This is a genomic window from Kibdelosporangium phytohabitans (assembly GCF_001302585.1).
Taxonomy (GTDB): domain Bacteria; phylum Actinomycetota; class Actinomycetes; order Mycobacteriales; family Pseudonocardiaceae; genus Kibdelosporangium; species Kibdelosporangium phytohabitans.
In genome coordinates this window covers 6442159-6465236 of sequence record NZ_CP012752.1, presented here as the reverse complement: position 1 = coordinate 6465236, position 23078 = coordinate 6442159, and the positions used below count along the sequence as shown (strand labels likewise).

General features: G+C 69.2%; 21 protein-coding genes. 10 read left to right on the top strand and 11 right to left on the bottom strand.

Annotation, left to right across the window (positions count from 1 at the left end; translation table 11 throughout):
- The first annotated feature begins 60 nt into the window (after nt 1–60).
- Nucleotides 61–693: a pYEATS domain-containing protein gene (locus AOZ06_RS29205; protein ID WP_054292332.1), complete on the top strand. Its 633-nt coding sequence runs from the start codon at nt 61–63 to the stop codon at nt 691–693.
- Nucleotides 694–1484: 791 nt separating this feature from the next.
- Here AOZ06_RS29205 and AOZ06_RS29195 read toward each other — a convergent pair.
- Nucleotides 1485–1742 carry a WXG100 family type VII secretion target gene (locus AOZ06_RS29195; protein ID WP_054292330.1) on the bottom strand — a complete coding sequence of 86 codons (258 nt, stop codon included), beginning with the start codon at nt 1740–1742 and terminating at the stop codon, nt 1485–1487.
- Between the two features lie 209 nt (nt 1743–1951).
- On the bottom strand, nt 1952–2893 hold the full coding sequence (locus AOZ06_RS60400) for a LysR family transcriptional regulator (protein ID WP_054292329.1): 942 nt from the start codon (nt 2891–2893) through the stop codon (nt 1952–1954).
- Nucleotides 2894–2986: 93 nt separating this feature from the next.
- On the opposite strand from AOZ06_RS60400, the gene AOZ06_RS29185 reads away from it, so the two are divergent.
- Together AOZ06_RS29185 and AOZ06_RS29180 are read left to right on the top strand one after the other, a co-directional pair.
- Nucleotides 2987–4126 carry an MFS transporter gene (locus AOZ06_RS29185; protein ID WP_054297000.1) on the top strand — a complete coding sequence of 380 codons (1140 nt, stop codon included), beginning with the start codon at nt 2987–2989 and terminating at the stop codon, nt 4124–4126.
- 12 nt (nt 4127–4138) lie between these two features.
- The gene (locus AOZ06_RS29180; protein WP_054292328.1) at nt 4139–4960 is read left to right on the top strand and encodes an alpha/beta fold hydrolase; all 822 of its coding nucleotides are present in this window, start codon (nt 4139–4141) and stop codon (nt 4958–4960) included.
- 207 nt (nt 4961–5167) lie between these two features.
- Here the strand turns inward: AOZ06_RS29180 and AOZ06_RS29175 are convergent, their stop codons facing one another.
- Entirely contained in the window at nt 5168–6151 is a 984-nt protein-coding gene (locus AOZ06_RS29175; protein WP_054292327.1) for a DUF5937 family protein, read from the bottom strand.
- Between the two features lie 67 nt (nt 6152–6218).
- Between AOZ06_RS29175 and AOZ06_RS29170 the strand changes: the two genes are divergently transcribed.
- The gene (locus tag AOZ06_RS29170; RefSeq protein ID WP_054292326.1) at nt 6219–7436 is read left to right on the top strand and encodes an MFS transporter; all 1218 of its coding nucleotides are present in this window, start codon (nt 6219–6221) and stop codon (nt 7434–7436) included.
- A gap of 191 nt (nt 7437–7627) precedes the next feature.
- Here the strand turns inward: AOZ06_RS29170 and AOZ06_RS29165 are convergent, their stop codons facing one another.
- Nucleotides 7628–8554 (bottom strand): FAD-binding oxidoreductase, encoded by a 927-nt coding sequence (locus AOZ06_RS29165; protein ID WP_054292325.1) that lies wholly within the window; start codon nt 8552–8554, stop codon nt 7628–7630.
- A gap of 213 nt (nt 8555–8767) precedes the next feature.
- Between AOZ06_RS29165 and AOZ06_RS29160 the strand changes: the two genes are divergently transcribed.
- Both AOZ06_RS29160 and AOZ06_RS29155 read left to right on the top strand, forming a co-directional pair.
- Complete coding sequence (locus AOZ06_RS29160) at nt 8768–9553, top strand: MerR family transcriptional regulator (protein WP_054292324.1); 786 nt, start codon at nt 8768–8770, stop codon at nt 9551–9553.
- Nucleotides 9554–9715: 162 nt separating this feature from the next.
- Nucleotides 9716–10534, top strand: a complete 819-nt coding sequence (locus AOZ06_RS29155) for an alpha/beta fold hydrolase (RefSeq protein ID WP_054292323.1) — start codon at nt 9716–9718, stop codon at nt 10532–10534.
- A gap of 127 nt (nt 10535–10661) precedes the next feature.
- Here AOZ06_RS29155 and AOZ06_RS29150 read toward each other — a convergent pair whose 3' ends face one another.
- Nucleotides 10662–12020: an MFS transporter gene (locus AOZ06_RS29150; RefSeq protein WP_054292322.1), complete on the bottom strand. Its 1359-nt coding sequence runs from the start codon at nt 12018–12020 to the stop codon at nt 10662–10664.
- A gap of 69 nt (nt 12021–12089) precedes the next feature.
- Between AOZ06_RS29150 and AOZ06_RS29145 the strand changes: the two genes are divergently transcribed.
- Nucleotides 12090–12632 (top strand): CGNR zinc finger domain-containing protein, encoded by a 543-nt coding sequence (locus AOZ06_RS29145; protein ID WP_054292321.1) that lies wholly within the window; start codon nt 12090–12092, stop codon nt 12630–12632.
- A 177-nt stretch (nt 12633–12809) separates the two neighbouring features.
- Here the strand turns inward: AOZ06_RS29145 and AOZ06_RS29140 are convergent, their stop codons facing one another.
- The 5 genes from AOZ06_RS29140 to AOZ06_RS29120 all read right to left on the bottom strand — a co-directional run bounded on the left by AOZ06_RS29140 (nt 12810) and on the right by AOZ06_RS29120 (nt 17405).
- Nucleotides 12810–13193 (bottom strand): TIGR03618 family F420-dependent PPOX class oxidoreductase, encoded by a 384-nt coding sequence (locus AOZ06_RS29140; protein WP_054292320.1) that lies wholly within the window; start codon nt 13191–13193, stop codon nt 12810–12812.
- Nucleotides 13194–13221: 28 nt separating this feature from the next.
- Nucleotides 13222–13818, bottom strand: a complete 597-nt coding sequence (locus AOZ06_RS29135) for a dihydrofolate reductase family protein (RefSeq protein WP_054292319.1) — start codon at nt 13816–13818, stop codon at nt 13222–13224.
- Nucleotides 13819–13840: 22 nt separating this feature from the next.
- Nucleotides 13841–15160, bottom strand: coding sequence for an FAD-binding oxidoreductase (locus AOZ06_RS29130; protein WP_054292318.1), 1320 nt, complete (start codon nt 15158–15160; stop codon nt 13841–13843).
- A gap of 54 nt (nt 15161–15214) precedes the next feature.
- A complete protein-coding gene (locus tag AOZ06_RS29125; RefSeq protein WP_083472008.1) occupies nt 15215–16045 on the bottom strand; it encodes a helix-turn-helix domain-containing protein in 831 nt (276 codons plus the stop codon).
- 100 nt (nt 16046–16145) lie between these two features.
- Nucleotides 16146–17405: an amidohydrolase family protein gene (locus AOZ06_RS29120; protein WP_054296999.1), complete on the bottom strand. Its 1260-nt coding sequence runs from the start codon at nt 17403–17405 to the stop codon at nt 16146–16148.
- A 143-nt stretch (nt 17406–17548) separates the two neighbouring features.
- On the opposite strand from AOZ06_RS29120, the gene AOZ06_RS29115 reads away from it, so the two are divergent.
- Nucleotides 17549–18418: a LysR family transcriptional regulator gene (locus tag AOZ06_RS29115; protein WP_054292316.1), complete on the top strand. Its 870-nt coding sequence runs from the start codon at nt 17549–17551 to the stop codon at nt 18416–18418.
- 354 nt (nt 18419–18772) lie between these two features.
- On the opposite strand, the gene AOZ06_RS29110 is transcribed toward AOZ06_RS29115, so the two are convergent.
- Nucleotides 18773–21472: an ATP-binding protein gene (locus AOZ06_RS29110; RefSeq protein ID WP_054292315.1), complete on the bottom strand. Its 2700-nt coding sequence runs from the start codon at nt 21470–21472 to the stop codon at nt 18773–18775.
- A 31-nt stretch (nt 21473–21503) separates the two neighbouring features.
- On the opposite strand from AOZ06_RS29110, the gene AOZ06_RS62495 reads away from it, so the two are divergent.
- Both AOZ06_RS62495 and AOZ06_RS29100 read left to right on the top strand, forming a co-directional pair.
- A complete protein-coding gene (locus tag AOZ06_RS62495; protein WP_054292314.1) occupies nt 21504–21692 on the top strand; it encodes a hypothetical protein in 189 nt (62 codons plus the stop codon).
- 457 nt (nt 21693–22149) lie between these two features.
- Nucleotides 22150–22743: an HAD domain-containing protein gene (locus AOZ06_RS29100; protein ID WP_335338290.1), complete on the top strand. Its 594-nt coding sequence runs from the start codon at nt 22150–22152 to the stop codon at nt 22741–22743.
- Nucleotides 22744–23078 lie beyond the last annotated feature (335 nt).

Below are 23078 nucleotides of genomic sequence, written 5' to 3'. Positions count from 1 at the left end.
GCATGTCAACCCTCAAGCTAAGCTTCCATGACTGAAGGCGGCCGGACGGGAAGAACACGAATGAAGCGTCGCTACTTGGCAATTCCGATCTTGATCGCTGGGCTGCTGGCGTCGGTTGCCGTTCTCATCGTGCCTGCCGACCGGGTGACGATGCTTGTCAACCTGATCACCGGTTTGGCCTGGCCGCTAGCGCTGCTGATCATGGCTTTGGTGTTCTGGCCCCAACTCCAGGACATCGCCACTGTGATCGTGACGCGCGTCCATGGGGGAGCGGCTTTTCAGTTGGGTGGCTTCTCGGTGGGGTCGCTGCCCGAGCAGGCTGCTCGCATTCCCAGTCCAGGTGTCACAGGGCCGGTCTCCCTGGAGAACATCGCGTTGCTGCATACCAGTTTCATCAGGCCGGACAAGACTCGCGAGTTTGATGACGGCCGAACGTACTACCAATTCGAGGTCATTGTCATCGCACCGGACGACGTACTGCGGCGGGTCGTGTCCGTCAGATACGAACTTGAGAAGGCTTGGCCCGAGCATCTGCGTGTCCGGACCGTTGCCGACCGCGCCACCCGGTTCAAGCTGAAGGAGCTCGCGAACGGGACCTCGATCGTCACGGCGCGGATCGACCTACGTGGACAGGACCAGCCGTTGCTTCTCAATCGCTTTATAGACCTCCGGCCCGACGGTCCCAGACTGTAGAGGATTGCTGGAGGTTCCCGCGCGTGGTGGCCGCGGTTGTCACCTGTCTTCGAGCGGAGTGGACGCTTGTGAGGGTGGTGTGGGCTTGCCCCTCTTTGACAGACACCGCGATGGATACCAGCGGGGCGGCAATGACCTTGGTGAGACGAGGAAACAGCACCATCAGCACCAGCGTCGCGGTAAGCCGTGTGGGTAGAGAGTGTCGGCCGCTGTGCTTCCGCGGCTCGCTGGGCGTCGCACGCGGGGAGTCTGCTCATTCTCGAGGTCACCGTGATCCGGCTCGACGTCGCGCGGTTACCGTCCGGGGCGATCCGGAACCGGTCTGGCTCTGGTACTCCCGCACTGGCCTGGACCCCGCTGGCCTGGCAGGCGTTCCTGCGAAGGCTCGACATCGAACACACCTTCCGCATGCTCAAACACACCCTCGGCTGGACCGCCCGGAACTCCGCACACCCGCACAGGCTGACCGCTGGACCTGGCTCCTGCTGACTGCTTGCACGCCCAACTCCGCCTCGCCCGCGGCCTCGCCGCCGATCTACGCCGCCCTGAGAGAAACCCGTGACACCACAACGAATGTCGCCAGCCCGGGTCAGCTAACGACCTCGTGCATGGTTGCTGATCTTGAACTGGGATGATCTTGGTGTGGGTCGTGCAGGGGATCCGGGTCCGCCGTCCGACCGGGAAGCGGGCGAGGCGGTATCAGTTCATCTCGGACAAGTCCCGGCGGAACGCCATGAAAGCCTTGGTCGTCAGCGATGCACGAGGACGTGTGCTGTTCAGCGGGGCCAGTATCAACGATTCGGCGCCCACACCCTGGGACAAGTCACCAGCCCATACCGAAACATCAGAAGAAGCGGCTCGAACAGATGCCGGGCATCGCGGAACTCCGTGAAGCGCAACGGAAAGCGCATGCACAGTGGAGAGTGCGTGTCGAGCACGCCATCGCCCACATGAAGAACTGGCGCGCCCTGATCCGACATCTCGGCCGCCGCGACACACTCGACGACACCATCCGAGCCGTCGCCGGTCTGCTGTCTGATCACCAACACGCCGCAACGACCATCCAACCCCGCCGTACCTGGAACAACACGCCCGGATGCCGTCTGTGCACGAGGTCGTAAAGATTGTCCCGTCATGATCAAAGTGTTGGCGAGGATGGGTAACAGCGTCGGAGCGTGTGGTCAGGGCGGCCGATCAGGCCGTCATGGCCAGGTTGCGCATCTGGGCGATGCCGCGGGTGGCGTGCCGCTCGCGTTTCCTAGCCCGTAGCGGCCTCCGGGCGTGGCAGCCACGCGTTGTCCGGGGTGGTCAGCCAGCCCTGCGTCGTCGCCAGTTCGGCCGCCGCGTCCTGTAACGCGGTCAACCCCGGATGGTCGAGGTCGGCGCGCCAGATCAGCGTCCACGGGTACAGCGCCACCGGATCCACCAGTGGTCGCAGCACGCCACCCGGCACCGCCGGCTGCGTGGTCATCGTCAGGATCGGGGCATCCCGCTGACGCAGGTGCTCCGCGAGCTCATCGGCGCCCTGCACGTGCGGGTGCGCGCCGGCCAGATCCACCCCGAACGGCGCGAGCAGCTGCAACACGGCGTGCTCCCAGCCCTGCGTCACGTGATCACCCGCGCGCATGCACGGCGCCGTGCCCCGCAGCGACTCGAACGGCACCGCGTCCAGCGCGACCAACGGATGCCCTTGCGGCAGCAGCACCGAGATCGGCTCGTGCCGGATCACCCGCTGCCGCAACCCGTCCGGCGCGCCGGGATGGCGGCCGAACGTGACGTCCAGCCTGCCGGCCAGCACGTGCGGCACCGCCGCGTCGGCACCGGTGTGGAAGCGCGCGAAGAACTCCACGTCCGAGGCCCGCTCGCGGGCGAGTGCCAGCACCAGCGCCGGGGTGAGGCCCGGCCCGACGATGTCGACCGTCAGTGACCGGCGCTCGCCGCGTACCTCCCGCAGCGTGGTGTCGTGCAGCGCGAGCAGCTCCCGCGCCCTGGCCAGCAGCGTGTGGCCCGCTGGGGTGAGCACCACCCGGCGCGTGGTGCGGTCCAGCAGCCGCACGCCGACCCGTTGTTCGAGCCGCTGGATCTCCCGGCTCAGCACCTGCTGCGCCACGAACAGCCGCTGCGCCGCGCGGGTGAAGTGCAGTTCGTCGGCGACTGCCACGTAGTACCGCAGCAGCCGGATGTCGAGATCGTCAGCCACGGCTCCGTTCTACCCGATTGACACACCACGTGTGTGAATCGGCCGATAACGGGTGTTGGATCTTGACCGGCCCCAGCGGCCATGCTCAGCAGCATGAACCCACTCGGACCGATCGCCGCGTGCTACGGCCTGACCGGCCTGCTCAGCGCGTTGTGGGGCGCCACGCTGCCCGCCACCGACGCCCGGCTGGACCTGGGCGCCGGTCGGCTCGGCGCGGTGCTGCTGGTGCTGGCGGCCGGCTCGCTCGTGGCCATGCCGGTCGCCGGGCGGCTCGCCGAGCGGTGGACCGCCCGACCGCTGCTGCGGGCGTGCGTGCCGACGACGGCGCTGGCCGTGGCCGGGCCGGGGCTGGCGCCGTCGGCCGGGTGGCTCGCGGTCGCCGCTGGCGTGCTCGGCCTGCTGCTCGGCACGCTGAACGTCGCGTTGAGCGTGCGGACGGTGGCCGTCGAGCAGGCGGCGGCCCGGCCCGTGATGGCCACCATGCACGGCACGTGGACGCTGGGCGCGGTCGGCGGCGGCGCCGGTGTGACCGTGGCGCTGCGTGCGGGTGTGGACGTCCAAGCGCTGATGACCTGCGGCGCGGTCGCCCTCGCGGTGTTGGGCCTCGCGGCCGGCTGGCGTCTCGAGCCGCTGTCGGTGGCGCCCCGCGACACGGACCCCGCCGGGCCACCTCCACGGCCGGGGCTGGTGTTGCTGCTCGGCGTGCTCGGCGCGGCAGCGTTCGTCGCCGAGGGCGCGGCCACCGACTGGGCCGGCGTGCACGCCACCCGCGTGCTCGGCGCAGACCCGGCCACCGGCTCGCTGGTGTTCACCGCGTTCTTCGGCGCGATGACTGCGGTCCGCTTCGCCGGTGACGCGCTGCGGGCCCGGTTCGGCGCTGCGGTCACCATCCGGTTGGCCGGCGCCGTCGCCACCGCCGGCTGGGTGCTGGTGCTGCTCGGCCCGACGGTCGGGTTCGCGATCACCGGCTGGACGCTGACCGGCGCCGGCATGGCCCTGGTGTGGCCGATCGTGATCAGCGCGGTCGGCGCCGCGACCAGGGCGGCACGCCAGCTGTCGACGGTCACCACGGTCAGCTACGGCGGCGGCCTCATCGGGCCTGCCCTGATCGGTTACGTCGCGACACGGGCAAGCCTGCCGGTCGCGTTGCTCATCCCCGCGGCACTCGCGCTCGTCGTCGCCACGGCGGCGCCTGCGGTGCTGACCGCCCTCACCCAGAAGTCCCACGTATAACAGGGAGAAATCATGACCACGACCGTTACCGCCGGAGTCCTCGAGGTGCCCGACGCGCGCCTGCACTACGAGGTGCGCGGCGCCGGCCCCACGCTGGTGCTCGTAGGCGCCCCCATGGACGCGACGGCGTTCGCCCCGATCGCCGACCTGATGTCCCGCGATTTCCGGGTGGTGACCACCGACCCGCGTGGCATCAGGCGCAGCCGCCTGACCGACCCGGACCAGGACTCCACCCCCGAACTGCGTGCCGACGACCTGTCTCGGTTGCTGACCCACCTCGACGCGGGCCCGGCGGCGGTGTTCGGCTCCAGCGGCGGCGCGGTGACCGCGTTGGCACTCGTCCAGGCGCACCCGGAGCAGGTCCACACGCTCATCGCGCACGAACCGCCGGTCGAAGAGATGCTCGAGGACCGCGACCGCCGCCACGCCAACACGGAGGACGTGATCGCCACCTACCTCTCGGGTGACGTGCTGGGCGCGTGGCAGAAGTTCTTCACCTACGCCGGGATCGAGCTGCCGGAGGGCGCGCTCGAGTACATGTTCGGCCGTGAGCGCGACGCGCAGTCGGTGGCGGACGAGCGGTACTGGTTCGCGCACGAGCTGCGGGGCACCGACCGTTTCCGCCCGGACATCGCGGCGCTGCGTGCGTCGGGCGCCCGGCTGATCGTCGGCATCGGCGCCGAATCGACGGGCCAGAGCTGCGACTTGACCTCCCGCGCGCTGGCCGCGGAACTCGGCATCGAGCCGACGATCTTCCCCGGCGACCACACGGGTTTCGCCGATGACCCGGACGGGTTCGCGCCTCGGCTGCGTGCCGTCCTGAGTGGAGAGTGACATGACCCGCGACACCAGCCTGTCCTGGACGTGATCCACCTGTTGATACCAGGTTCTCCTGAGTCCAGCCCAGACTTGTGGAGCAGCGACGCTTCCACCTTCGTCTAACATCTGGCCGCTACGAGCGAGCACAGCTGCGAGATCGTCGGGGGCCACTGCCAGGGGCCCCCGACGACATCTGTGCGGCACGGGATCGATGTCTACGGGTCAGCGCGCGGCAAGGGCGTCGCCGAGCGGCGTTCGCCGGTAGTGCACCGATCGGCCAACGCGAGCACGGTCTGCCAGTCCGGCATTGCGAAGCGTTGCGAGGTGGTCGCCGACCGCGCCGACCGCGAGACCCATACTGTGTGCCAGTTGTGTGGTGCTCGCCGGTTCCACGAGGGCTAGCAGGATTCGGGCGCGAGACGCCCCAAGCAATGCTTCCAGCGCGCCTGGGGCGGCGTGGGAGTCCGGCGACCAGAGCGCCGAGATGCCACGTGCCGGGTAGATCAGCGCTCGTGGCCATGGATCCTCATCGTGCATGGCCACTCCGGGCCACACGAACACCGACGGTACGAGCAGCAGACCTGTGCCGTCGAGCGTTGTTGTGCTGGCCGACTGGGTCGAGCCTCGGCGGCGCACCTCGATCGCGCCGTTACGCCACCGGACCGTCGGGTGCAGACCTTCCAGTGCACCATCCCACCCGGATCGGCTGAGGTCACCGGCGCGGTGCAAGACATCGCGCTCGCAGATCGCCCGCAGTTGCGGCCAGTCGGCGGCGAGCAGGCCACGCCACGCGGCGTGCAGCGCGTCCGCGACCCTCAGCACCGGCGACGGTCCGCGCAACACGTCGAGCACGGGCACCGGCACCGACCGGGCGCCCGCCAGCAGCTTCTCGATCACCGGGCGCGCCACCGGTAGAGGAGTCGCGCGGACCGCGTCCAAGTCCTGCTCGATGGTCTGCGCCAGGCCTGTCGGCGGTGGCGAGAGGAACGACGCCCCTTCGCGGCGGCTCTGCAGAGCGAGTACGAGGTCAAGACTGTGCTCTGCACGCAGACGCCTGAACTCCGGCCGCAACCTCGCTGCCCACGCCGCCGGCAACCGCGACCCCATGCCGTTGAGCACCCTCAGCAGGCCGATCAACTCGAACAGCGGCGATACCGCGAACCTGGTCCGCGCGAGGTCTTCCGGCTGTGTCTCGATCCTCCACACCCGGTTGAGGTTACGTCCCTGGGCGAAACAATGGTTCCATTGACCAGCGTGCGGCGAGGCTCGGCGCATGACGTCTCGCGGCTATCTGCACGTCTTGGCCGAGCCCCGCTTCCGGGTGCTGTTCGGCACCACAACGCTGTCCATCATCGCTCAGGCGTTGCGCATCCTCGCCTTGTCGTTGCTGGTCTTCGCCGCCACCGGGTCCGCCGCACTTTCGGCACTCGCGTTCGGCAGCGGCTTTCTGCCTCAAGTAGCCGGCACCGCCCTGCTGGGGTCCTTGGCGGACCGGGTGCGGCCACGGCCGTTGATCACGACCGGCTACCTCATCGAGTGCGGTACCGGTGTGGCGTTGGCGATCGGCCACCTGCCCGTCTGGGGCAACCTGGTGCTGGTCGCCGTCGGTGCCCTCGTGGCGCCGGTGTGCCTTGGCGGGTCAGGGCGGCTGGTCGCGGAGATCTGTACCGGCGAGGACTACGTGCTTGGCCGTTCGCTCATCAGCATGGCTTCCTCGGCCGCGCAGCTCGCCGGCCTCGCCGTTGGTGGCATTACGATCGGCGTACTCGGCACGCAGGGTGCACTGCTGGTTTCGGCCGGCGCGTACTTCGTTGCGACCGCCTGGGCGCGGTTCGGGCTGCCGGATCTTGCGGCACCCGCGGCAGCTGCTGGACGTCTGGTGCGGCACAGCATCGCCGGCCACCGGGCACTGTTCTCCGATCCGGCGATTCGCGTGCTGTTGCTGACGCAGTGGATACCACCCGCACTGGTCACGGGTGCCGAAAGCCTGCTGGTGCCCTACTCGGCGATCCGCGGGTACCCACCGTTCGCCGCCGGACTGCTGCTCGCGTGCCTGCCGGTCGGCATGCTCATCGGCGACGTCGTGGCCGCGCGGCTGATCGCCCCGCAGACCCGTGAACGACTGCTGGTCGCGTTCATAATGTTGCTTGGGGCACCGCTCACGGTGCTGGTCCTACCGCTCCCGCTTGCCGTCACCGCTATCGCGCTTGTCTGCTCAGGCACCGGCTTCGCCTACGGGCTCTCGGTCCAACGCCGATTCCGCGACGCCGTGCCCACACACCACCGGGGCCAGGCGTTCGGTCTGCTGAGCACCGGTCTCATGACATGCCAAGGTCTGGGTCCAGCGATCTGCGGCGCACTGTCCACCATGCTCACCGCACCCACCGTGATCGCTGCCGCGGGTGCTGCGACCGTCCTCATGAGCCTGACCGCCCACCGCGCCGCGGCGACCACCTCCAGCCCTCCCGATCCATGGTCACCTCTGCCGTGATCAGGGATCATGCAGCGCGCACGACTGGCGCATCACCCTGAAGCGACCGCGGTGGCCCCGTCGCCGTGCACGGTCAACAGGTCCGGGAACGCCGCCTCCACGGCGGAGGCTTGTCCGGTTCCGGGTGGCCTGTACATCAGCGCGGCGACCCTGTCGTTCGCCGGCCGTCAGCGACGGGAGAGGGCGGAGCATTAGATGCCGCGAGCGGGGCGGATGAGGTTCGCCGGGTCGATCCGGTGTTTGAGGTCGGTGAGCCGACGGTGGTGTGTGAGCTCGTAGCACGCCACGGCCTGCTGCGGGGTGTCGCCGAACAGGGAGTTGAGCATCCGGCGCGTCGATCCTCGCCCGAGCGTCTCGAGCATCGTGCGGTGCAGCGTGCTGATCTGAGGTGCGGCCGGGTGGACCACCGGTGTGGTGGCGCGCACGAGGAACCGTCCGTCCCGGTGGCCGACGGCGTTCGCGGGTGTCGGCGGGGTGGCCATGGCGCCGCCGAGGTGGTGCACGACGAGGAACATGGCGTGTTCGGTGTCCGGGTCGAACAGGCCGGTGACGTCGGCCGCCGGATCGATATCCGAGGTGACGACTGCATCGCCCTGGTAGCCGTGCGGTGTGGTCGGTTCACCGAACACCTCGGTGACGTCGGCGTACCGCACGCTGCGGACGGTGTCCTCGACGACGCCGATCCGGCGCAGCGGTGCGAGCAGCGGTGCACAGTCTCCGGTGCCGACGACGGCCACCCGCAGCACCTTGCGCCCACGAAGGTGCTGGGGGAGGCCGGGGGAGTCGGGAAAGTTGGTCAGGCTCAGTGCCGAGGTCAGTTCGTCGGGCACACGGGCCGTCCACTCGCGATAGTGCTGGAGCACCTCGGCGAAGCGGGCGGGGTCGAAGACGAGGCCGCCACCCAGGATCCGGTCGACCGGGAACAGCGTGAACCGCAACGAGGTGACGACGCCGAAGCTGCGGCCCGCGCCACGCAACGCCCAGAAAAGATCCTCGTCCTCCGCGGTGACCCGGCGGTGTTCGCCGCTGGGCAACACGATGTCGATGCCGAGGACGTGGTCGGCAGCGTAACCGTACCGGCGGGACAACGGGCTGAGCCCGCCGGTGTGCTCGGACACCCCGGCGCGTTTCAGGACGGCGGACTTGACCCTGACGCTGCGTCAACCCTGCATGCTGGCTGTCATGAGCAGCTCGCTTGACAAGCGATCAGGTCCAGGGGCCCGCAATCCACGTGCCGGGCCTGGTGCGTCGGCATCCTCGTCGGCACCCGAGGCACCATCTCCTGAGCCGGCGCCGACCGGGTAAGGCGAAGTTGAGAGCAGGACCAGAGCATGCTGACCATCAGTCAATTGGCGGCGCACGCGGGCGTCACGGTGCGGGCGGTGCGGCACTATCACCAGATCGGACTCCTGCCCGAAGCGGACCGGGATGCCTCGGGTTACCGGCGCTACGGCGCCAAGGCGGTCGTGTCGCTCATCAAGATCCGAACCCTCGCCAACGCTGGCGTGCCGCTGTCCCAGATCGGTCAGATGCTCCAAGCCGACGCATCGACCTTTGCCGAAGCGGTCCAGCGCATCGACAGTCGCCTGCACGACGAGATCGAACGGATTGAGACCAGCCGCAGGCAGATCGCGCAGCTCGCCGCCGGGGACAGGCTGACGCTCCCGCCGGAGGTGATCTCCTACCTCGACCTGCTTCGGGAGATCGGCGTATCAGAGCGGATAGTGGAGGCCGAGCGGGACGCGTGGATCCTGCTTGTCGCCGCCGGGCCCGAAGACATCCCCGCGGTCATGGCCGCGAAATTCGCGCAGCTCGATGACCCGGAACTCGTTCGGCTCTACCGGCTCCTGTCGGAGATCGTCGACAACGACGACGCGGGCGACGACGACCCGCGTTTGGCAGAAGCCGCCGACATCATGGCCGGCTTGGCCGAGCAGGCACACACCTCCGGCGAGATCAACCCCGACGAGGTCGCGCACGACGACCTACCGATCGACCTCCTGGACGCGCTTGCCGTCGAGGCCGACCCGCGTGCGGAGCGGCTGCTTGACCTGATGCGCCAGCGCGGCTGGGCCGGTTGGAACCGGGTGGAGCGGCTGGCGGAGCCCTCCGACTGACCGACGGGCGTCGTTTCACACCTGGACAGACATGGTGCCGGTCGATCACACCGCGCTGGCCAAGTCGAAGCGCTCGGCGGACTTTTCGTTCGTGGGCGCCGTCCGGGACCTGGCCACCGGCACCGGCCACCGTTCGCGATTCACTTCTGAGAAAGAGAGACCATGACCATCAAGCGATCCCTCTGGACCGGCATGGTCCCAGTGGACGATACGGCCTTAGCCGTCGCCGACACCGACGGCGACGGTGTCGCCGTGATCTACCTCAACGGCCACGCCGCCGTTCAGCGGCAATGGCGGCGGGTCCTTGCCGAGTTGGGGACGCAGTGGCGGCATATCACCTACGACATGCGGGGTCGTGGCAAGTCGAAGCGTTCGGCGGATTATTCGTTCGAGACGAACATCCGAGATGTCGATGCTGTCCTCGCAGCCCGGGGTGTGGCCCGGGCGGTAGTGGTGGGGTGGTCCTATGGAGCGTTCGTCGCGGCGCACTGGGCCAGTCGGAATCCGGCCCGTACCGTGGGCGCGGTCTTGGTGGAGGGCGCGCAGCCCTACGACTGGTTCGACGAGTCCATGGAACCGGGGATGCGCAAGATCTGGAAGCGGATCTGGTGGCCCATGCAGCTGCTGCGCCCGTTCGGTATGGCTCCACGGATGACCGGCGACCAGCTGGCAGACAGCAACATCGAGGTCGGCAAGATCGCCCGCGAGCGTGACCTCGGCCCCGTGCTGGACAGCATCACCGTCCCGGCGCGCTACGTGGTCGCTTCTGGGGAGTCCTTCGGAAGCCAGGGCGGCCACGAACTGATACGCGCCAGCCTCCCTGCGGTGACTGCCCGCAATCCGAATATCCGAATCAGCGCGAAAGTCGCCAGCAACCACGGTTCGATCCTGCGTAAGGACTATCGCGCCATCGCCGAGGCCGTACGTGAGGTCGCCGCCCTCGGCCACGAGGGGCAACTGAAGACGCCGCCGTCACGGTGAATCCCGCACGGGAGAATCCTGACAGCAGTCCGGGGATCTCGCCGGACTGGCGCATGTCCTTCGGCCGGTGCGGAGAAGGAAATGGCATGGCGGTCTTGCGGGCGCGGCGTGCAGGACCACTGGCACATCAGTCTGGGTAGTTGCGAGCGTGCCCGTGCCGTCCCGGCACCCAGAGTGTGAGTGTGACGACGGTGCCGATGACCACGACGCCCGCGCCGGCGGAGGTCAGCCAGCCCGCCCGATGGTCGAACGGTCCGCTGCCGAGGGAGGCGACGGCAACCGCCAGCGCCACCACGATCGCGGTGCCCATCTGGGCTGCGGTGTTCAGCAGACCGGCGGCGGCCCCCTGGTATTCCACGACCGTGGCGGTGGCGCGGGCATAGGCGGCCACAGCGGCAGCGCCGTTGCCCGCACCACTGGCGACACAGGCCAGCACGACGGTCGTCATGGTCGGCCACACCACTACCACCATGATCGACGCCGTGACAAGAATCAGGCCGCCTAGCAGCACCCGGGGCGCGCTCACGCGGCCGATCAGCCGCCCGGTAGTAGTGGCGGCCACGACGACGGCGGTGCTGAACGGCAGGATCATCAGACCGGCCGCCGCGGCGGTGAACTCCTGGGTGTTCTGCAGATACAACGTCGTGATGATGACGAAGGCGCTCGTCGTCGCGGTGACACCGAACGAACCGGCCACACCGGCGAGGAAGCCCCGTTGTGGCCACAGTTCCGCAGGCACCAGCGGCTGTCGCGTCCGGCGTTCCCGCCACACCAGCACAGCCGTGGTGACGACTGCCAACGCGAGCACGGGCAGGCTCACGGGCGGCGAGTGCTCGGCAATGTTCGCCGCCCCCACGAGGGCAGCGATCGCCAACACCTGCAGGACCGCCGAGAACACCGGCAGTGGTGCGCCCGCCGGGGTCGCGGTGGGCCGGTCCGGCAAGAGGCGAGCGAGGGCGAGGGCCAGGAGAAACGCGATCGCGAGATTGGCCCAGAAGATGGTGCGCCATCCCAGGGTCGTCGTCACGATCCCACCCAGGACGAGACCGAGCGCCCCGGCCAGGCCACCGCACGCGTTCCACGTCCCCAGCGCACGCTCCCGGCTGGCGTCGGTGCGGGTGAGACCGGTGAGCAGGACCAGCGCATTGGGCACCGTGACCGCCGCCGCGATTCCCTGCACGCCCCGTGCCGCGATCAGAGCCGAAACACCCGGCGCCAGAGCCGCCGGTAGTGATCCGACGGCGAACACCACCAATCCGCCCAGCAGAAGCCGCCGGTGACCAACGCGGTCCCCGAGTCGCGCCGAGACCAGCAGCAGGCTCGCGAACCCGACCGCGTAGACCGGCACGACCAATCCCGCCAATGCCGGGCTGCCGCCGAGCGTGGCCAGCATGTCTGGCAACGCCGAGACGATCACCGTCACACCCATGACGTCGATCAACTGGACCGCGCACAGTGCCGCGACTGCTGCGGGGAGTCGGCTCATCCGACCGACCATATATTTATGGTTTCAGACGGTCAAACCATTAGCCGGTCTCGTTCTAAGATATGGGTCATGGCGGCACGGGCGTGGGATTGGCTTGACGGTTTCCCGGCCCTTGACCTGGTCAACACCGTCAAGCGCGTCGGCTGGCAGGAGCGCGAACAACTGGAGGATCCGGCTGACCTGGACTCGTGGCTGGACGTGGCGGCGCTGCCCGCACCACGCCCTGCGAGCGTGGACGAGGAAGATCTTCGTGCCCTCCGCGCGCTGCGCGACCCGGCGCTGCGGCTCCTTCACGCCAGGCTTGGCCGCGGTGAGTGGCTGCCCGCGGATGTCAAGGCGATCAACGCACACGTGCTAGCCGCCCCCGAGCTTGTCCTGCTCGGCGAGCACCCGCGGGAGACCGTCCGCCACCCCCTCGGCATCCACTCCGTGATGACGCGGCTGCTGGCAGGGCTCGCCGCCGAAGTCCGCGACGCCACCCAGCGTTGCGACCTCGCCTTCTGCGACGCCCCCGGCTGCGGGCTGGTGTTCTACCGCCGCCGCACCAACCAGTCGTGGTGCGGCGCTGCGTGCGGCAACCGCGTCCGCGTCGCCCGCCACCAAGCGGGCTGACCGCGCAGATCTCGCCGGGAAACCCCTACCGCGCCGGATTGGCGCTTGAGGTGGTTGGCGATTCTGCGACGAACCGATGCCATCGCCAGAGCGTCCAGGGCCTTCTGGCCGCGCATCGGCCCAGACGCCGCGACCTGGCCAACCCCGTGATCGGCCAACACAGTCACGATGTCGAGGTTACGCGACGCCCACGATCTGCCGCTCGGCCTCGATCACGCCCACGACGCGCTCGAGGTCTCGGGTGTAGGGCCCGCCGATGTACTTCACGGACAGCTGGTCGATGATCTCCCACGCCGTGTCGCCTTCCAGCCATTCGACGACTCGGCCGCGGATGATGACGGGCTCGAACGGGTTGCCGGCAGGCACGATCGAGATCGCCACCCGAGGGTCTCGGTGCAGATTGCGTGCCTTGCGCGAGGTCGGGCCGGTGAGGAAGACGATGTGCTCGCCGTGGGCGCCGACCCAGAGGGGCACGCTGTGCGGTGAGCCGTCCGGCAGGACGGTCGCGAGGTGCGCGATGGCGGAGCCGTCGAGTACGCGGCGGACGTCAGGGTCAAGCATGTGTCTTCTCCTTCAACAGGATTGTGGGTCAGCGGATCACTGTGTAGTGCAGGTGGGTCACGCCTGGTGCGGGCACGGCCTTGATGAGCTCCAGCCGGATGTGCGCGGGCAGCTCCTGGAAGAAGGGACGGCCGCCACCGAGCAGTACTGGAACCTGGTGCAGGACGATTTCGTCGACGAGACCCGCCTTCAGCGCCTCGGACGTGACGCCACCACCCATCAGGCACACGTCCTTGTCGCCTGCGGCCTGTCTGGCCGCTGCGATGGCGTCCTCGATTCCCGTGGTTATCAAGGTTTGTCGTCCGTGCGACCGCGGCGCCGGGCGGTGACTGAGCACGAACAGTGGCGCCGTGGGGTGTGGGCTGCCGTCGTCGCCGAAACGGTCCGAGTCCTCGTATGTGTTGCGGCCGCAGACAACCGCGCCGTCGCGGGACGCCAAGGCGTCGAAGACCTTGGCGCTCTGGGCTGACAGCTTGAAGCCGTCGAAGACTGTGCTGGGAGTGTCGCCGTCGAAGTACCAGTCGAACAGGAACCCGGCGTCACCGAGTCCTTGACCCGGCCCGGGGTTGCGGCCGGTGATGTAACCGTCCACCGATACCGACAACGCGCTGATGACCTTGGTCATGTCGTGCTCCTGTGGTTGTTGGTCAAACTGCTTGGGGAAAGTCGAAAAACCGGTGCGGGTCGTAGGAGTGCTTGACCGCTGCCAGCCGGGGGTGGTTGCCTGCGTGGTACGCGGTCGACCAGTCGTCGAGCGCGAGGTCGGGGAAGTTCGGGTAGACCCGTCCTGACCCGTCGGCATGGGCGCACGACCAGGAACTGTCGACCCACGGGTCGTCCGCGTCGGCGATGTGTTCGAGCAGGAAGTGTTCGCCGCGGTGGGCGAACGCGGTGGCGTCCTCGGGAACTCGGTTGTAGGCCCCGCCCATCGCGGTGAACGCGATCTCGCGCCGGCCTCGCGTGCCTGACCCGAACCGGGCTAGCAGCGACGCGATCGTGCGATCGGACAGGGCGTGCGAGAAGAACTCCGACCGAATCCGCACCGCGTGTCCGGGCTGTTCGCGTGGATCGGCGAAAGTGCGCTTCAGTTGGTGGTAGGGCAGTCCAGGGCACGACGCGAAGGTCGACGACACACCAGCCAGACCGATGAGTTCCTGCAACAGATCCCGGGTGGGTCCCTCGGCGAGCGTGGTGGCGCCGAACAGGGTGGCCGAGACAGGCACGCCCGGCTCCGAGACCAGGGTCAGGTTGACGGTGACCTCGTCCGGGGCATTCGGTGCCCAGACCTGCCAAGCGGCGACCAGGTCCTCGATGGCGATGTCCGAGCAGTGCGCCTCGACCCGGGTGGTCACCGGCTCAGCGACGGTGTCAAACCGCAACGACGTGACTACACCGAACTGGCCGCCGCCCGCGCCGCGCAACGCCCAGAACAGGTCCGGTTCACGGGAATCGTGACAGTCCACGACGCTGCCGTCGGCGAGTACTACTTGTGCGCCGACGAGACGGTCGCAGGTCAGCCCGTACTCGCGCCCGAGCAGACCGATGCCACCACCCAAGGTGAGACCTGCGATGCCGACGCTGGCGCCACACCCGGCCGGGAGTGTGCGACTGTCGGCGTGCAGCGCCGCGTACATCTGCCCCAAGCGGGCACCGGCACCGATCGCGGCGATTCCGTTGTGGTCCACGGTGATGCCGTCGATACCGGCCAGGTCGAGCACGATCCCGTCCGTCGACGAGCGGCCCGCGAAGCAGTGCCCACCACCGCGGGGGACGACGTGTGTCCCGGTGGCTGTCGCGTACTCGATGGCGCTGACGACGTCCGAGACCGAGCGGCACAGGACGACGAGCCGGGGACGTACGTCGTGGTAGGCGGGATTGACGGGACGGCGGACGGAGTCGTAGCCCGACGAGTCGGGACGGAACAGCTCACCGTCCAGCGTGGTGCGGAACGTCGCCAGGTCGATCACGAGTGCGACAGTACGAGCGGCACGTCGGTCTGATCTTGAACGAATCGCGCATGCTCACACCCGCGGCGGCGTGCTCCGGGTCGCGAGGAACGGCTGGTAGGACGCGGAATGATCATGGCCGCAGCTGCACCGGTCGAGGTCACCGCCAAGAAGTTGCCGCGGCGTGCAGCCGGTCAGGCGGAGACATTCCCGGCTCAGGTGTGCCTGGTCGGCGTATCCCACGTCGACCGCCAGCCCCGCCACACCGTCCGCGCCGGCCCGGCCCGAGGCAGTGACTCCGGCCTGGGCCAGCGCGAGAAAACCTTGGAACCGCAACGTCCGCTGCAGGACCTTGGGACTCAGCCCGACAGCCTGCACACACCGGCGGCGCAACTGGCTCGTCGAGAGCCCCAGATGACTGGCCACGGTGTCGAGGTCGACCGGATGCCACGGCATCAGCGCCTTGACGGCCTCGCCCACCACCGGATCGACGCGACCCGCCGTGCGGAACTCCCGCAGCAGGTGAGCCTGCAGGTACATGAGCGCCCGCTCCGGCGACCCGGCCCGCGCCACCGCCTCGACGAGACGATCGACCAGCCCTCCCCAGAGATCCGTGAGGCCCAGGCGCTGGTCGACCAGGTCGTCGAGCACAGTCGGCAGCGGCGGCGCGGTTCCCGGCTGGAACCGGACACCCAGGACGGTCGTATGTGCGGGGATGACCTCGACCTGTGGACCGGTCAGCGGCCCGACCAGTTGCGGACGGCCACCGACCGGGAAGTGGACCTCGACCCCACCCGTGGGCAGGTGCCGTTGCACGTACGCCGTGGGACCGATGCGCTGGATCCACACTGTCCGGACCACCCGCGCCAGCCCCGGCACCGGCGGGCGCTCCACATAGGATTCCATAACGGCCATCCTCGCACCGCAACGCCCGGACCGGCTCCTTTCCGCACAAAGCGCCAGGCGTGCTCCGGGAGCACTGCCACGCCAGGCCGTTGCTGCGGGCCTACCGGGCCGGCTGACGCCCCTGGCGCACGGCTGCCACGACCTTGGCGACCTGACTGGCGAAAGCGTCAAGCTGCTCGGCTTCGGCGGCGCTCGCGACGAAGGCGCGTCGATCGCAGGCTGTGCCCGCGCGCCATACCCGATCGATCGCGCGGGTCGCGGTGATGTCCGCCAACGGGTCGCCGGACACGAGGACCAGGTCCGCGCGCTGTCCCGGCGCGACACGTCCTCGGTCGGTGAGGCCGAACACCCGTGCCGGTTCGGCAGTGGCGGCTGCCAGGGCCCGCGCCGGGCTGATGCCGCACCGGACGAGAAGTTCCAGCTCCCGGTGCAGGCTCGCTCCGAACACGGTTCCCGGGTTCGGAGCGTCGGTGCCCGCCAGCAGAGTGACGCCCGCGTCGGCCAGCCGCCGTACGTTGTCCTCGGCCCGGCGGTACGGCGGCATTCCTCGGCCACGCTGTCCTGTGGTCAGCCAGCGCTTCCAGACGTCCCCCAGACCTTCGGCGAGCCGCGGGTCGGCCACCACTGCCGCGCCACCCGGTTCACCGAGCGTGTTCTCGATGGTGGCCAGTGTCGGACCGACCACGATGCCGGCCTCGGCCATGCGTTCCACCGAGGACTCGGCCAGCTCGGTGGCCGCGGGGACATGGGCCACCACGTCGACACCGGCGGACACAACCTCCTCGACACCAGCCGTCGAGCTCACGTGAGCGACGACGACCAACCCGCGGGCGTGCGCCGCCGTGACCAACGCCGTAATGGTGCCGGAGTCCAGCGACGGCCAGCGCCCCCCGACGCCGGAGATGATCTTCAGGTAGTCCGAGCCGTCCGCGATCCGGTCCGCGACGAACTGCTCGGCCTGCTCGGCAGCGGTCAACGTCGGGAACGGCGGGTACATCGTCGACGGGTGCCCGCCGGGCGCGGTGGCACCCACACCCGAGGAACGCACATCCGCCACGTCCAGACGGGAGCCCGCTTGTTCCTTGGCCTGGGCCACGACGTCGGGCTTGCTGAACATGTCGAGAACGGTGGTGACGCCGAAGGTCAGCGACTGCGCGAGGGCACCGGGAACGAGGTGCACGTGCGCGTCGATCAGCCCGGGAAACACAGTCCCACCAGCCGCGTCGATCACGTCGTCGCCTTCTCGGGCAACCGAGACGGCTGAGCACTGGGTGATCACCCCGTCGGCGAACCGCACCGACGTCCAGTCCTGCGTCTTCGTCCCGTCGAACACCTTCGCGTTCACGATCGTTGTCGCCATGGCCACCACACCCTCTTCCAGGACTCCTGCACAACCCGGCCAGTTCATCCGGCCTCACCAGTGCCGATCAACGACCAATCCGGCCATGGAACAATCACCAAGAGGAATCGATCGAGGCGACGAGGCAGGGGCGACGGAGGGACATGGAGGTCCGGCAGCTGCGCTACTTCGTCGCTGTCGCCGAGTTCGAGCATTTCGGCCACGCCGCGCAGGCACTGCACATCGTCCAACCCGCGGTGAGCAAACAGGTCGCCCGGCTGGAACGTGAACTCGGGCTGACCTTGTTCGACCGGTCCCACCGCCGGGCCCGGCTCACCCCGGCCGGCCAGGCATTCCTGGTCCACGCGCGCCGAGCGCTCCGCGGCATCGACCGGGCCGCCGCAGCCGCCGCGGACATCGCCGCCGGTGACACGGGGCTGCTGCGCATCGGCAGCAGCATCATGTTCAGCACTCGGATCGACGCTGCTCTCGCCGCTGTCCGCGAGGCCCACCCCGGCATCACCCTCCAGGTGACAAGCTCCGTCTCGACCACCGGTCAGCTCGCCGCCCTCGCCGCCGATGACCTCGATGCCGCATTCGTGGCGGCACCACCGGACACCCCGGGCGTGCGGGTTCATCACCTCTGGGGCGAGCCGCTACTCCTGGCCGTCCCCGCCGCGTACGCCCAGACCGCCAGCAACCTCGCCACGCTCGTCGAGCTCCCCCTGGCCCGATCCGCCCGTGAGGACAACCCCGGCGTCCACGACCTGATGACGGCCGCCTGCCAAGCGGCCGGGTTCACTCCACGCGTGGGACCGACGCTGACACGAATCCGCGACCTCCTCGCCGGACCCGTCGCCTCCGGACGCTGCTGGACCCTGTTGCCCGAAGGCGACGTCCCGCGGGACTCCGCTGGCGTCGCCCTTGTCCGGCCCGACGCACCGATCCTCGTCCCCGCCGCGCTCGCTCTACCGTCCACACCTGACATCTCCGCGCTGAGCCTGCTCAACGCTGCACAGAACAGCACCGCGTGACCGTCCCGATTCTTACCTGTGGACGCCTTCTCATCCGTGCCCTACCGGGGAAACAGCCTCGCTGCGTTCCCGGACGCCGCCGAGCTCGAGAACACAGAACAGGGATGCCCCGGCACTTCGAGTCGGTGTGCGGGCGTGACCACTACGACCAGCGTGATCCAGACCATGCCGGAACACGATCGCAGCCGACCAGCGACCATCACACCAAGACCTGACAAATGCACTACCGGGGCAGTGCACGGTCGCCGTCGGCGATGCTGACCGTGACGTCCAAGATCGCCGACTCGGCCACGTTGAACTAGCCGGTGCCGTGCCCGGACGTGGAACTGTTCGCCACCGCGGTGGTCAACAGCATCACGAAGGGCTGACGTTCTCGTCCGCCCAGCGGGCCAGGGCGACCCGCGAGGTCAGGCCGAGTTTCGCGTAGCTGTTGCGCAGGTGGGTCTCGACCGTGCGTTCGCTCAGGAACAACCGCGCCGCGATGTCCGAATTGGACAGCCCCTCGCCGAGCAGCCGCACCACCTCGGTCTCCCGCTTGGTGAGCACGCCGTCACTGCGGACCGTGCGCGGACGCACCCCCAGCGACCGGGCGAGCTGACGGGCCCGGTCCGCCCACGACGACGTCCCCGAGCGCTCGAACACCACCAGCGCCCGGACGACCGCGTCCCGGTCACCGCCCGCCTCGGCGCCCTCCAGCCGGCACTGGGCGGCCAGCAACGGGCACCCGATTGTGTCGAACCGGTCCGCGACCTCGGCCAGCAGCGCGGCGTCCCGGAGCCGTAGCCCCCTGAGCCGGTCAGCGCACGCGATCAGCAGCGGCGGCTGGGTGACCCCGATCCGCAGCGTCGCCTCGGTGTCGGCCAGCAGCTCCACGTCCCCGGCCCGCGCCGCCGCCAACCCGGTGAACAGGGCACGCAGGGTTGCCGAACACGGGTCGTTGAACAGCGAGTAGAACGTCAACCGCGTGCTCGTGCCGCCCCGGCGCTCCTGGAGCGCGATGGCCGCGTTCGCCATCTCCGTGACGTTGTGGAGGCTCTGCTCGGGCGAAAGGTACATCTCCCGCGCCTCCGTGAGCATCGCCTTCGCCTCGGCCAACCGCCCCTGCTCGGCCAGCAGGAACGCCTGGACCGCCCGGGTACGTGCCATCGACCGCGGCAGGCCGGCGCGGCGGGCGATGGCGTGCCCGGTGTCGATCGCGCGGCTCGCGGCGTGGATGTCCCCGATCAGGTAGTGGGTGAACCCCGCGATGTGGTACTCCCAGGTACGCATCGACGGCGCGTCGACATGCACCTCGTCCTCAACGAGCTGCGACGCCAGTTCCGCCGAGCGGGGCATGTCGCCGAACAGCATGTACGACCCGCTGGCGATCATTCTCGTGTAGTGCGCGAAGAATGGTTGCTCCCGCGCGCACTGGTCGGCGTGCGCGATCGAGACCTCCGCGTACGACAGCGCCTCCGCCAGCCGCTGGTCGAACAACAGCAACGCGCTTCGTCCCAGATAGCCCACTGCCTGGCCCGCCGGTGACGGGTCGGTCTCGACGAACCCGGCCAGCCGGCGGGTGATCTCCCTGGCCTTGTCCACGTTCGTGTGCCGGATGGTGAACACGAACGCCTGGACGGCGGCCTCCAACGACTGGTCGGTGATGGCCGTGGCCGTGGCGACCACCCGTTCGTTGACCGCGTCCGAGTCGTACCGTTCGGCGTCGAGCAACGCCATCCGGAACCGCAGCTCACCGAGCAGGTCGTCCTGCCCGTGCCGCTGTGCCAGGTCGATCGCCCTGGTCCACGCCTCGGCGGCCTCGTCGAACCGGCTCGCGGCCTGCTGGGCCCGTCCGACGCCCTCCAGCAGCGCCGGCACCTGGTCGGGTTCGGCCTGCGTCGCGGCGACCTCCAGGTATCGGACGGCCTCGTCGGCCGCGCGCATTGCCAGTGCCCGCCAGCCCGCGTCGGCCATGATCCGCGCGGCACGCGCGCTGTCGACCAGGGAACCGGCCTCGCGGTAGTGCGGCGCGAGTGCGAGCACGTCGTCCGGGCTCACCTTCTCGATCGCGGTGACCATCGACGCGTGCAGCTGGCGCCGTTCTCCGAGCGTGAGCTCCGCGTACGCGACCTCGGCGTACAACGGGTGCCCCACCCGGTACGCCAGGGTCCGGCCAGCCACGTGCTCGGTGACCAGCCCGCCCACCACCAGGGCCTTGAGCGCCGACTCGAAACCAGGGGAGCCGTACACGTCCCGCAAGACCTCGTCGATGCCGGCCTCGCCGGCGACCGCGACGATCTCCAACAACCGCCGTGGGCGCTCGTCGAGCGCGTGCAACCGGCCGAGCACCACGTCGCGGACGATCGCCGGCAGCGCGGCACCAGCGCGGAAACCCTCGTGCACCAGCGCGGTCACGAACAGCGGGACACCCTTGGCGCGGGTGGTGACACCGGCGAGGAACGCCCCGTCCGGCTCACGGCCCAGCAGCGCGCTGGTCAGCTCGGCCACCTGCTGGTCGGCCAACGGCGTCAACGTGATCTCGGCAGCCGGGTCGGCGCGCCGGACCGTCAAGCCGAGATCGCCGACAGGCGTGCCAGCCTCAACCGGCCGGTACGCGCCCAGGACCAACACCCCGCGCGCGTCCTGACCGATGTAGTGCACCAGTTCGACCGTGCCGCGGTCGGCCCAGTGCAGGTCGTCGACCATCAGCACGGCTGGCGCGAGCTGCTCGACGAACTCCCGCATGGCCTCGAACATCCGGGTGCGTTCCAGGTCCGGGTTGTCACTCGGCTGCGGTGCCAGCAGCCGTGCCAGCCTGGGGTTCGTGTGGCCGCCGTACGGCCGGAACGCCTCCACGATGGGCGCGTACGCCAGGCCGGCGTGCAGCGGGTGCGCCTGACCGTGCAGCACGGTCAGGCCGTCAGCGCGGGCGAGGTCGAGGACGTGGGCGGCGAGCGTCGACTTGCCGATACCGGCCTCACCGCGCAGCAGCATCAGGCGGCCACTCCCGGCCCGGGTGTCCCGAACCGCCTGGCTGAGCGCGGCGATCTCCCGGTCCCGCCCAACGATCCTCATCACGGCGAGTGTACGACCTGGTCACCGCGGGTTGGCCGACACCAACCCGCTGCGCGGCTTCGGCGTGAAGTACGTGGCCTTCCGCGGCATCGGCCGACCGGTGAGCACCGGTCCATGGGGAACCGGCGCGCTCATGACCACGGCGTCGGCGTCAGCCCTCGCCGCTCGTCGCCTGGCCCCGCCACGTTCTCCGGACGCCGCCACCGGTCCCGCCAACTAACCCCTGACACCGACCTGTTGACCGGACTAAGCGGAGACACGCCGGGCTGGACTTCGGCACGTTCAAGCAGCTCGTCCAGCTCCTGGCAGGGAAGTTCTGGGCCGACCTCGAACAGCACCACCCCGGAATCGACTCGATCCAGCTCACCGAGGAAGTCGCACAAGCCTGGAAACAGCGCATGAGGACGGTGGTTCGACCTGATGGAGCCCGTCGTCCTCGCCGGGACTACTTGTCCGTTGTCCTAGCCTCCGCCTCGATCCTCAAGCCCGCCCCCGTCTGGTCGAGATCATCCGCAACCTCAACGACCGGATCACCGAGGCGCAGGTCAACGGATGGCTCGGGGAGGTCGCCGGCCTGAAGACCAGCCGCGACGCCGCAGCTCGCAAGCTCGTGAACCTCGACAAGCTCCGTGAACGTCCGCCCTCAGGCCCGGTGAACCTCGGGATCCCGATCGTCAGTGGCCACGGTGGCCAGCCCACATACTCAACACGCACAGAACACCGCCCCCAAAATCGGCGGCTATCGTGCTGTCGTGACAGGCTCCCGACAACGGCCGCTGCTCTTTCTTGACGTCGACGGGCCGCTCATCCCGTTCGGCGCTCCGTCAGGGCAGTACTCGACATATCTCTCCGACCTGGATTCCCTCACCTCCAGCTCGAACCCCCTCCTAGCCAGGCTCTATCCCGGGCATGGGCCCCGTCTGGCCACGTTGCCCTGTGATCTGGTCTGGGCTACAACCTGGGCGGCTGAAGCGAACGAGTGCCTATCGCCGCGACTGGGACTCCCACAGTTGCCGGTGGTCGACTGGCCGGAGACTTCCGAGTTCGAGGAGGGGGACGAACGGCACGGACTGCATTGGAAGACCCGCGCTCTCGTCGGCTGGGCGGCAGGACGTCCATTCGCCTGGGTTGACGACGAGATCACCGCCACCGATCGGGAATGGGTGCGCGCGCACCACCGGGCACCTGCGCTCCTACACCGCGTCGACGCCCGGCATGGCCTCGTGGACGCCGACTACACCGCCCTTGCCGAGTGGCTGCGGAAGGCATAGGAGACGCAGGCCAACGGATGGCTCGGGGAGGTCGCGGGCTTGAAGACCAATCGTCACGCCGCACCTCGCAGGCTCGTGAACCTCGACTAGGTCCGCGACCGCCCACCAGCCGGTCCGGTCGACCTCGGGAGCCCGGCCATCAGCGACGACAGTGCCTAGTCCGGAAAAGAAAGGTTCTGAAGTGCGGCGAGTGCGCCGGGGTGAGGGTGGTCAGGCTGGCGGAGGCTGGTGAGCCGGGACAGGGGCTCGATACCGGTGGACGCGCCGATGACAGGGCTGCTGCGGCCCGTGGCGGGATGGTGATGGTGGAGGAGTCGCGCAGTATTCCGGTTTCG

Coding starts and splice junctions, on each gene's coding strand:
- AOZ06_RS29180 (WP_054292328.1), top strand. CDS start 4,139: ATGACCACGACCGTTACCGCCGGAGTCCTCGAGGTGCCCGACGCGCGC.
- AOZ06_RS29160 (WP_054292324.1), top strand. CDS start 8,768: ATGCTGACCATCAGTCAATTGGCGGCGCACGCGGGCGTCACGGTGCGG.
- AOZ06_RS29185 (WP_054297000.1), top strand. CDS start 2,987: ATGAACCCACTCGGACCGATCGCCGCGTGCTACGGCCTGACCGGCCTG.
- AOZ06_RS29140 (WP_054292320.1), bottom strand. CDS start 13,193: ATGCTTGACCCTGACGTCCGCCGCGTACTCGACGGCTCCGCCATCGCG.
- AOZ06_RS29155 (WP_054292323.1), top strand. CDS start 9,716: ATGACCATCAAGCGATCCCTCTGGACCGGCATGGTCCCAGTGGACGAT.
- AOZ06_RS29170 (WP_054292326.1), top strand. CDS start 6,219: ATGACGTCTCGCGGCTATCTGCACGTCTTGGCCGAGCCCCGCTTCCGG.
- AOZ06_RS29135 (WP_054292319.1), bottom strand. CDS start 13,818: ATGACCAAGGTCATCAGCGCGTTGTCGGTATCGGTGGACGGTTACATC.
- AOZ06_RS29205 (WP_054292332.1), top strand. CDS start 61: ATGAAGCGTCGCTACTTGGCAATTCCGATCTTGATCGCTGGGCTGCTG.
- AOZ06_RS29115 (WP_054292316.1), top strand. CDS start 17,549: ATGGAGGTCCGGCAGCTGCGCTACTTCGTCGCTGTCGCCGAGTTCGAG.
- AOZ06_RS29145 (WP_054292321.1), top strand. CDS start 12,090: ATGGCGGCACGGGCGTGGGATTGGCTTGACGGTTTCCCGGCCCTTGAC.
- AOZ06_RS29110 (WP_054292315.1), bottom strand. CDS start 21,472: ATGAGGATCGTTGGGCGGGACCGGGAGATCGCCGCGCTCAGCCAGGCG.
- AOZ06_RS29120 (WP_054296999.1), bottom strand. CDS start 17,405: ATGGCGACAACGATCGTGAACGCGAAGGTGTTCGACGGGACGAAGACG.
- AOZ06_RS29125 (WP_083472008.1), bottom strand. CDS start 16,045: ATGGAATCCTATGTGGAGCGCCCGCCGGTGCCGGGGCTGGCGCGGGTG.
- AOZ06_RS29150 (WP_054292322.1), bottom strand. CDS start 12,020: ATGAGCCGACTCCCCGCAGCAGTCGCGGCACTGTGCGCGGTCCAGTTG.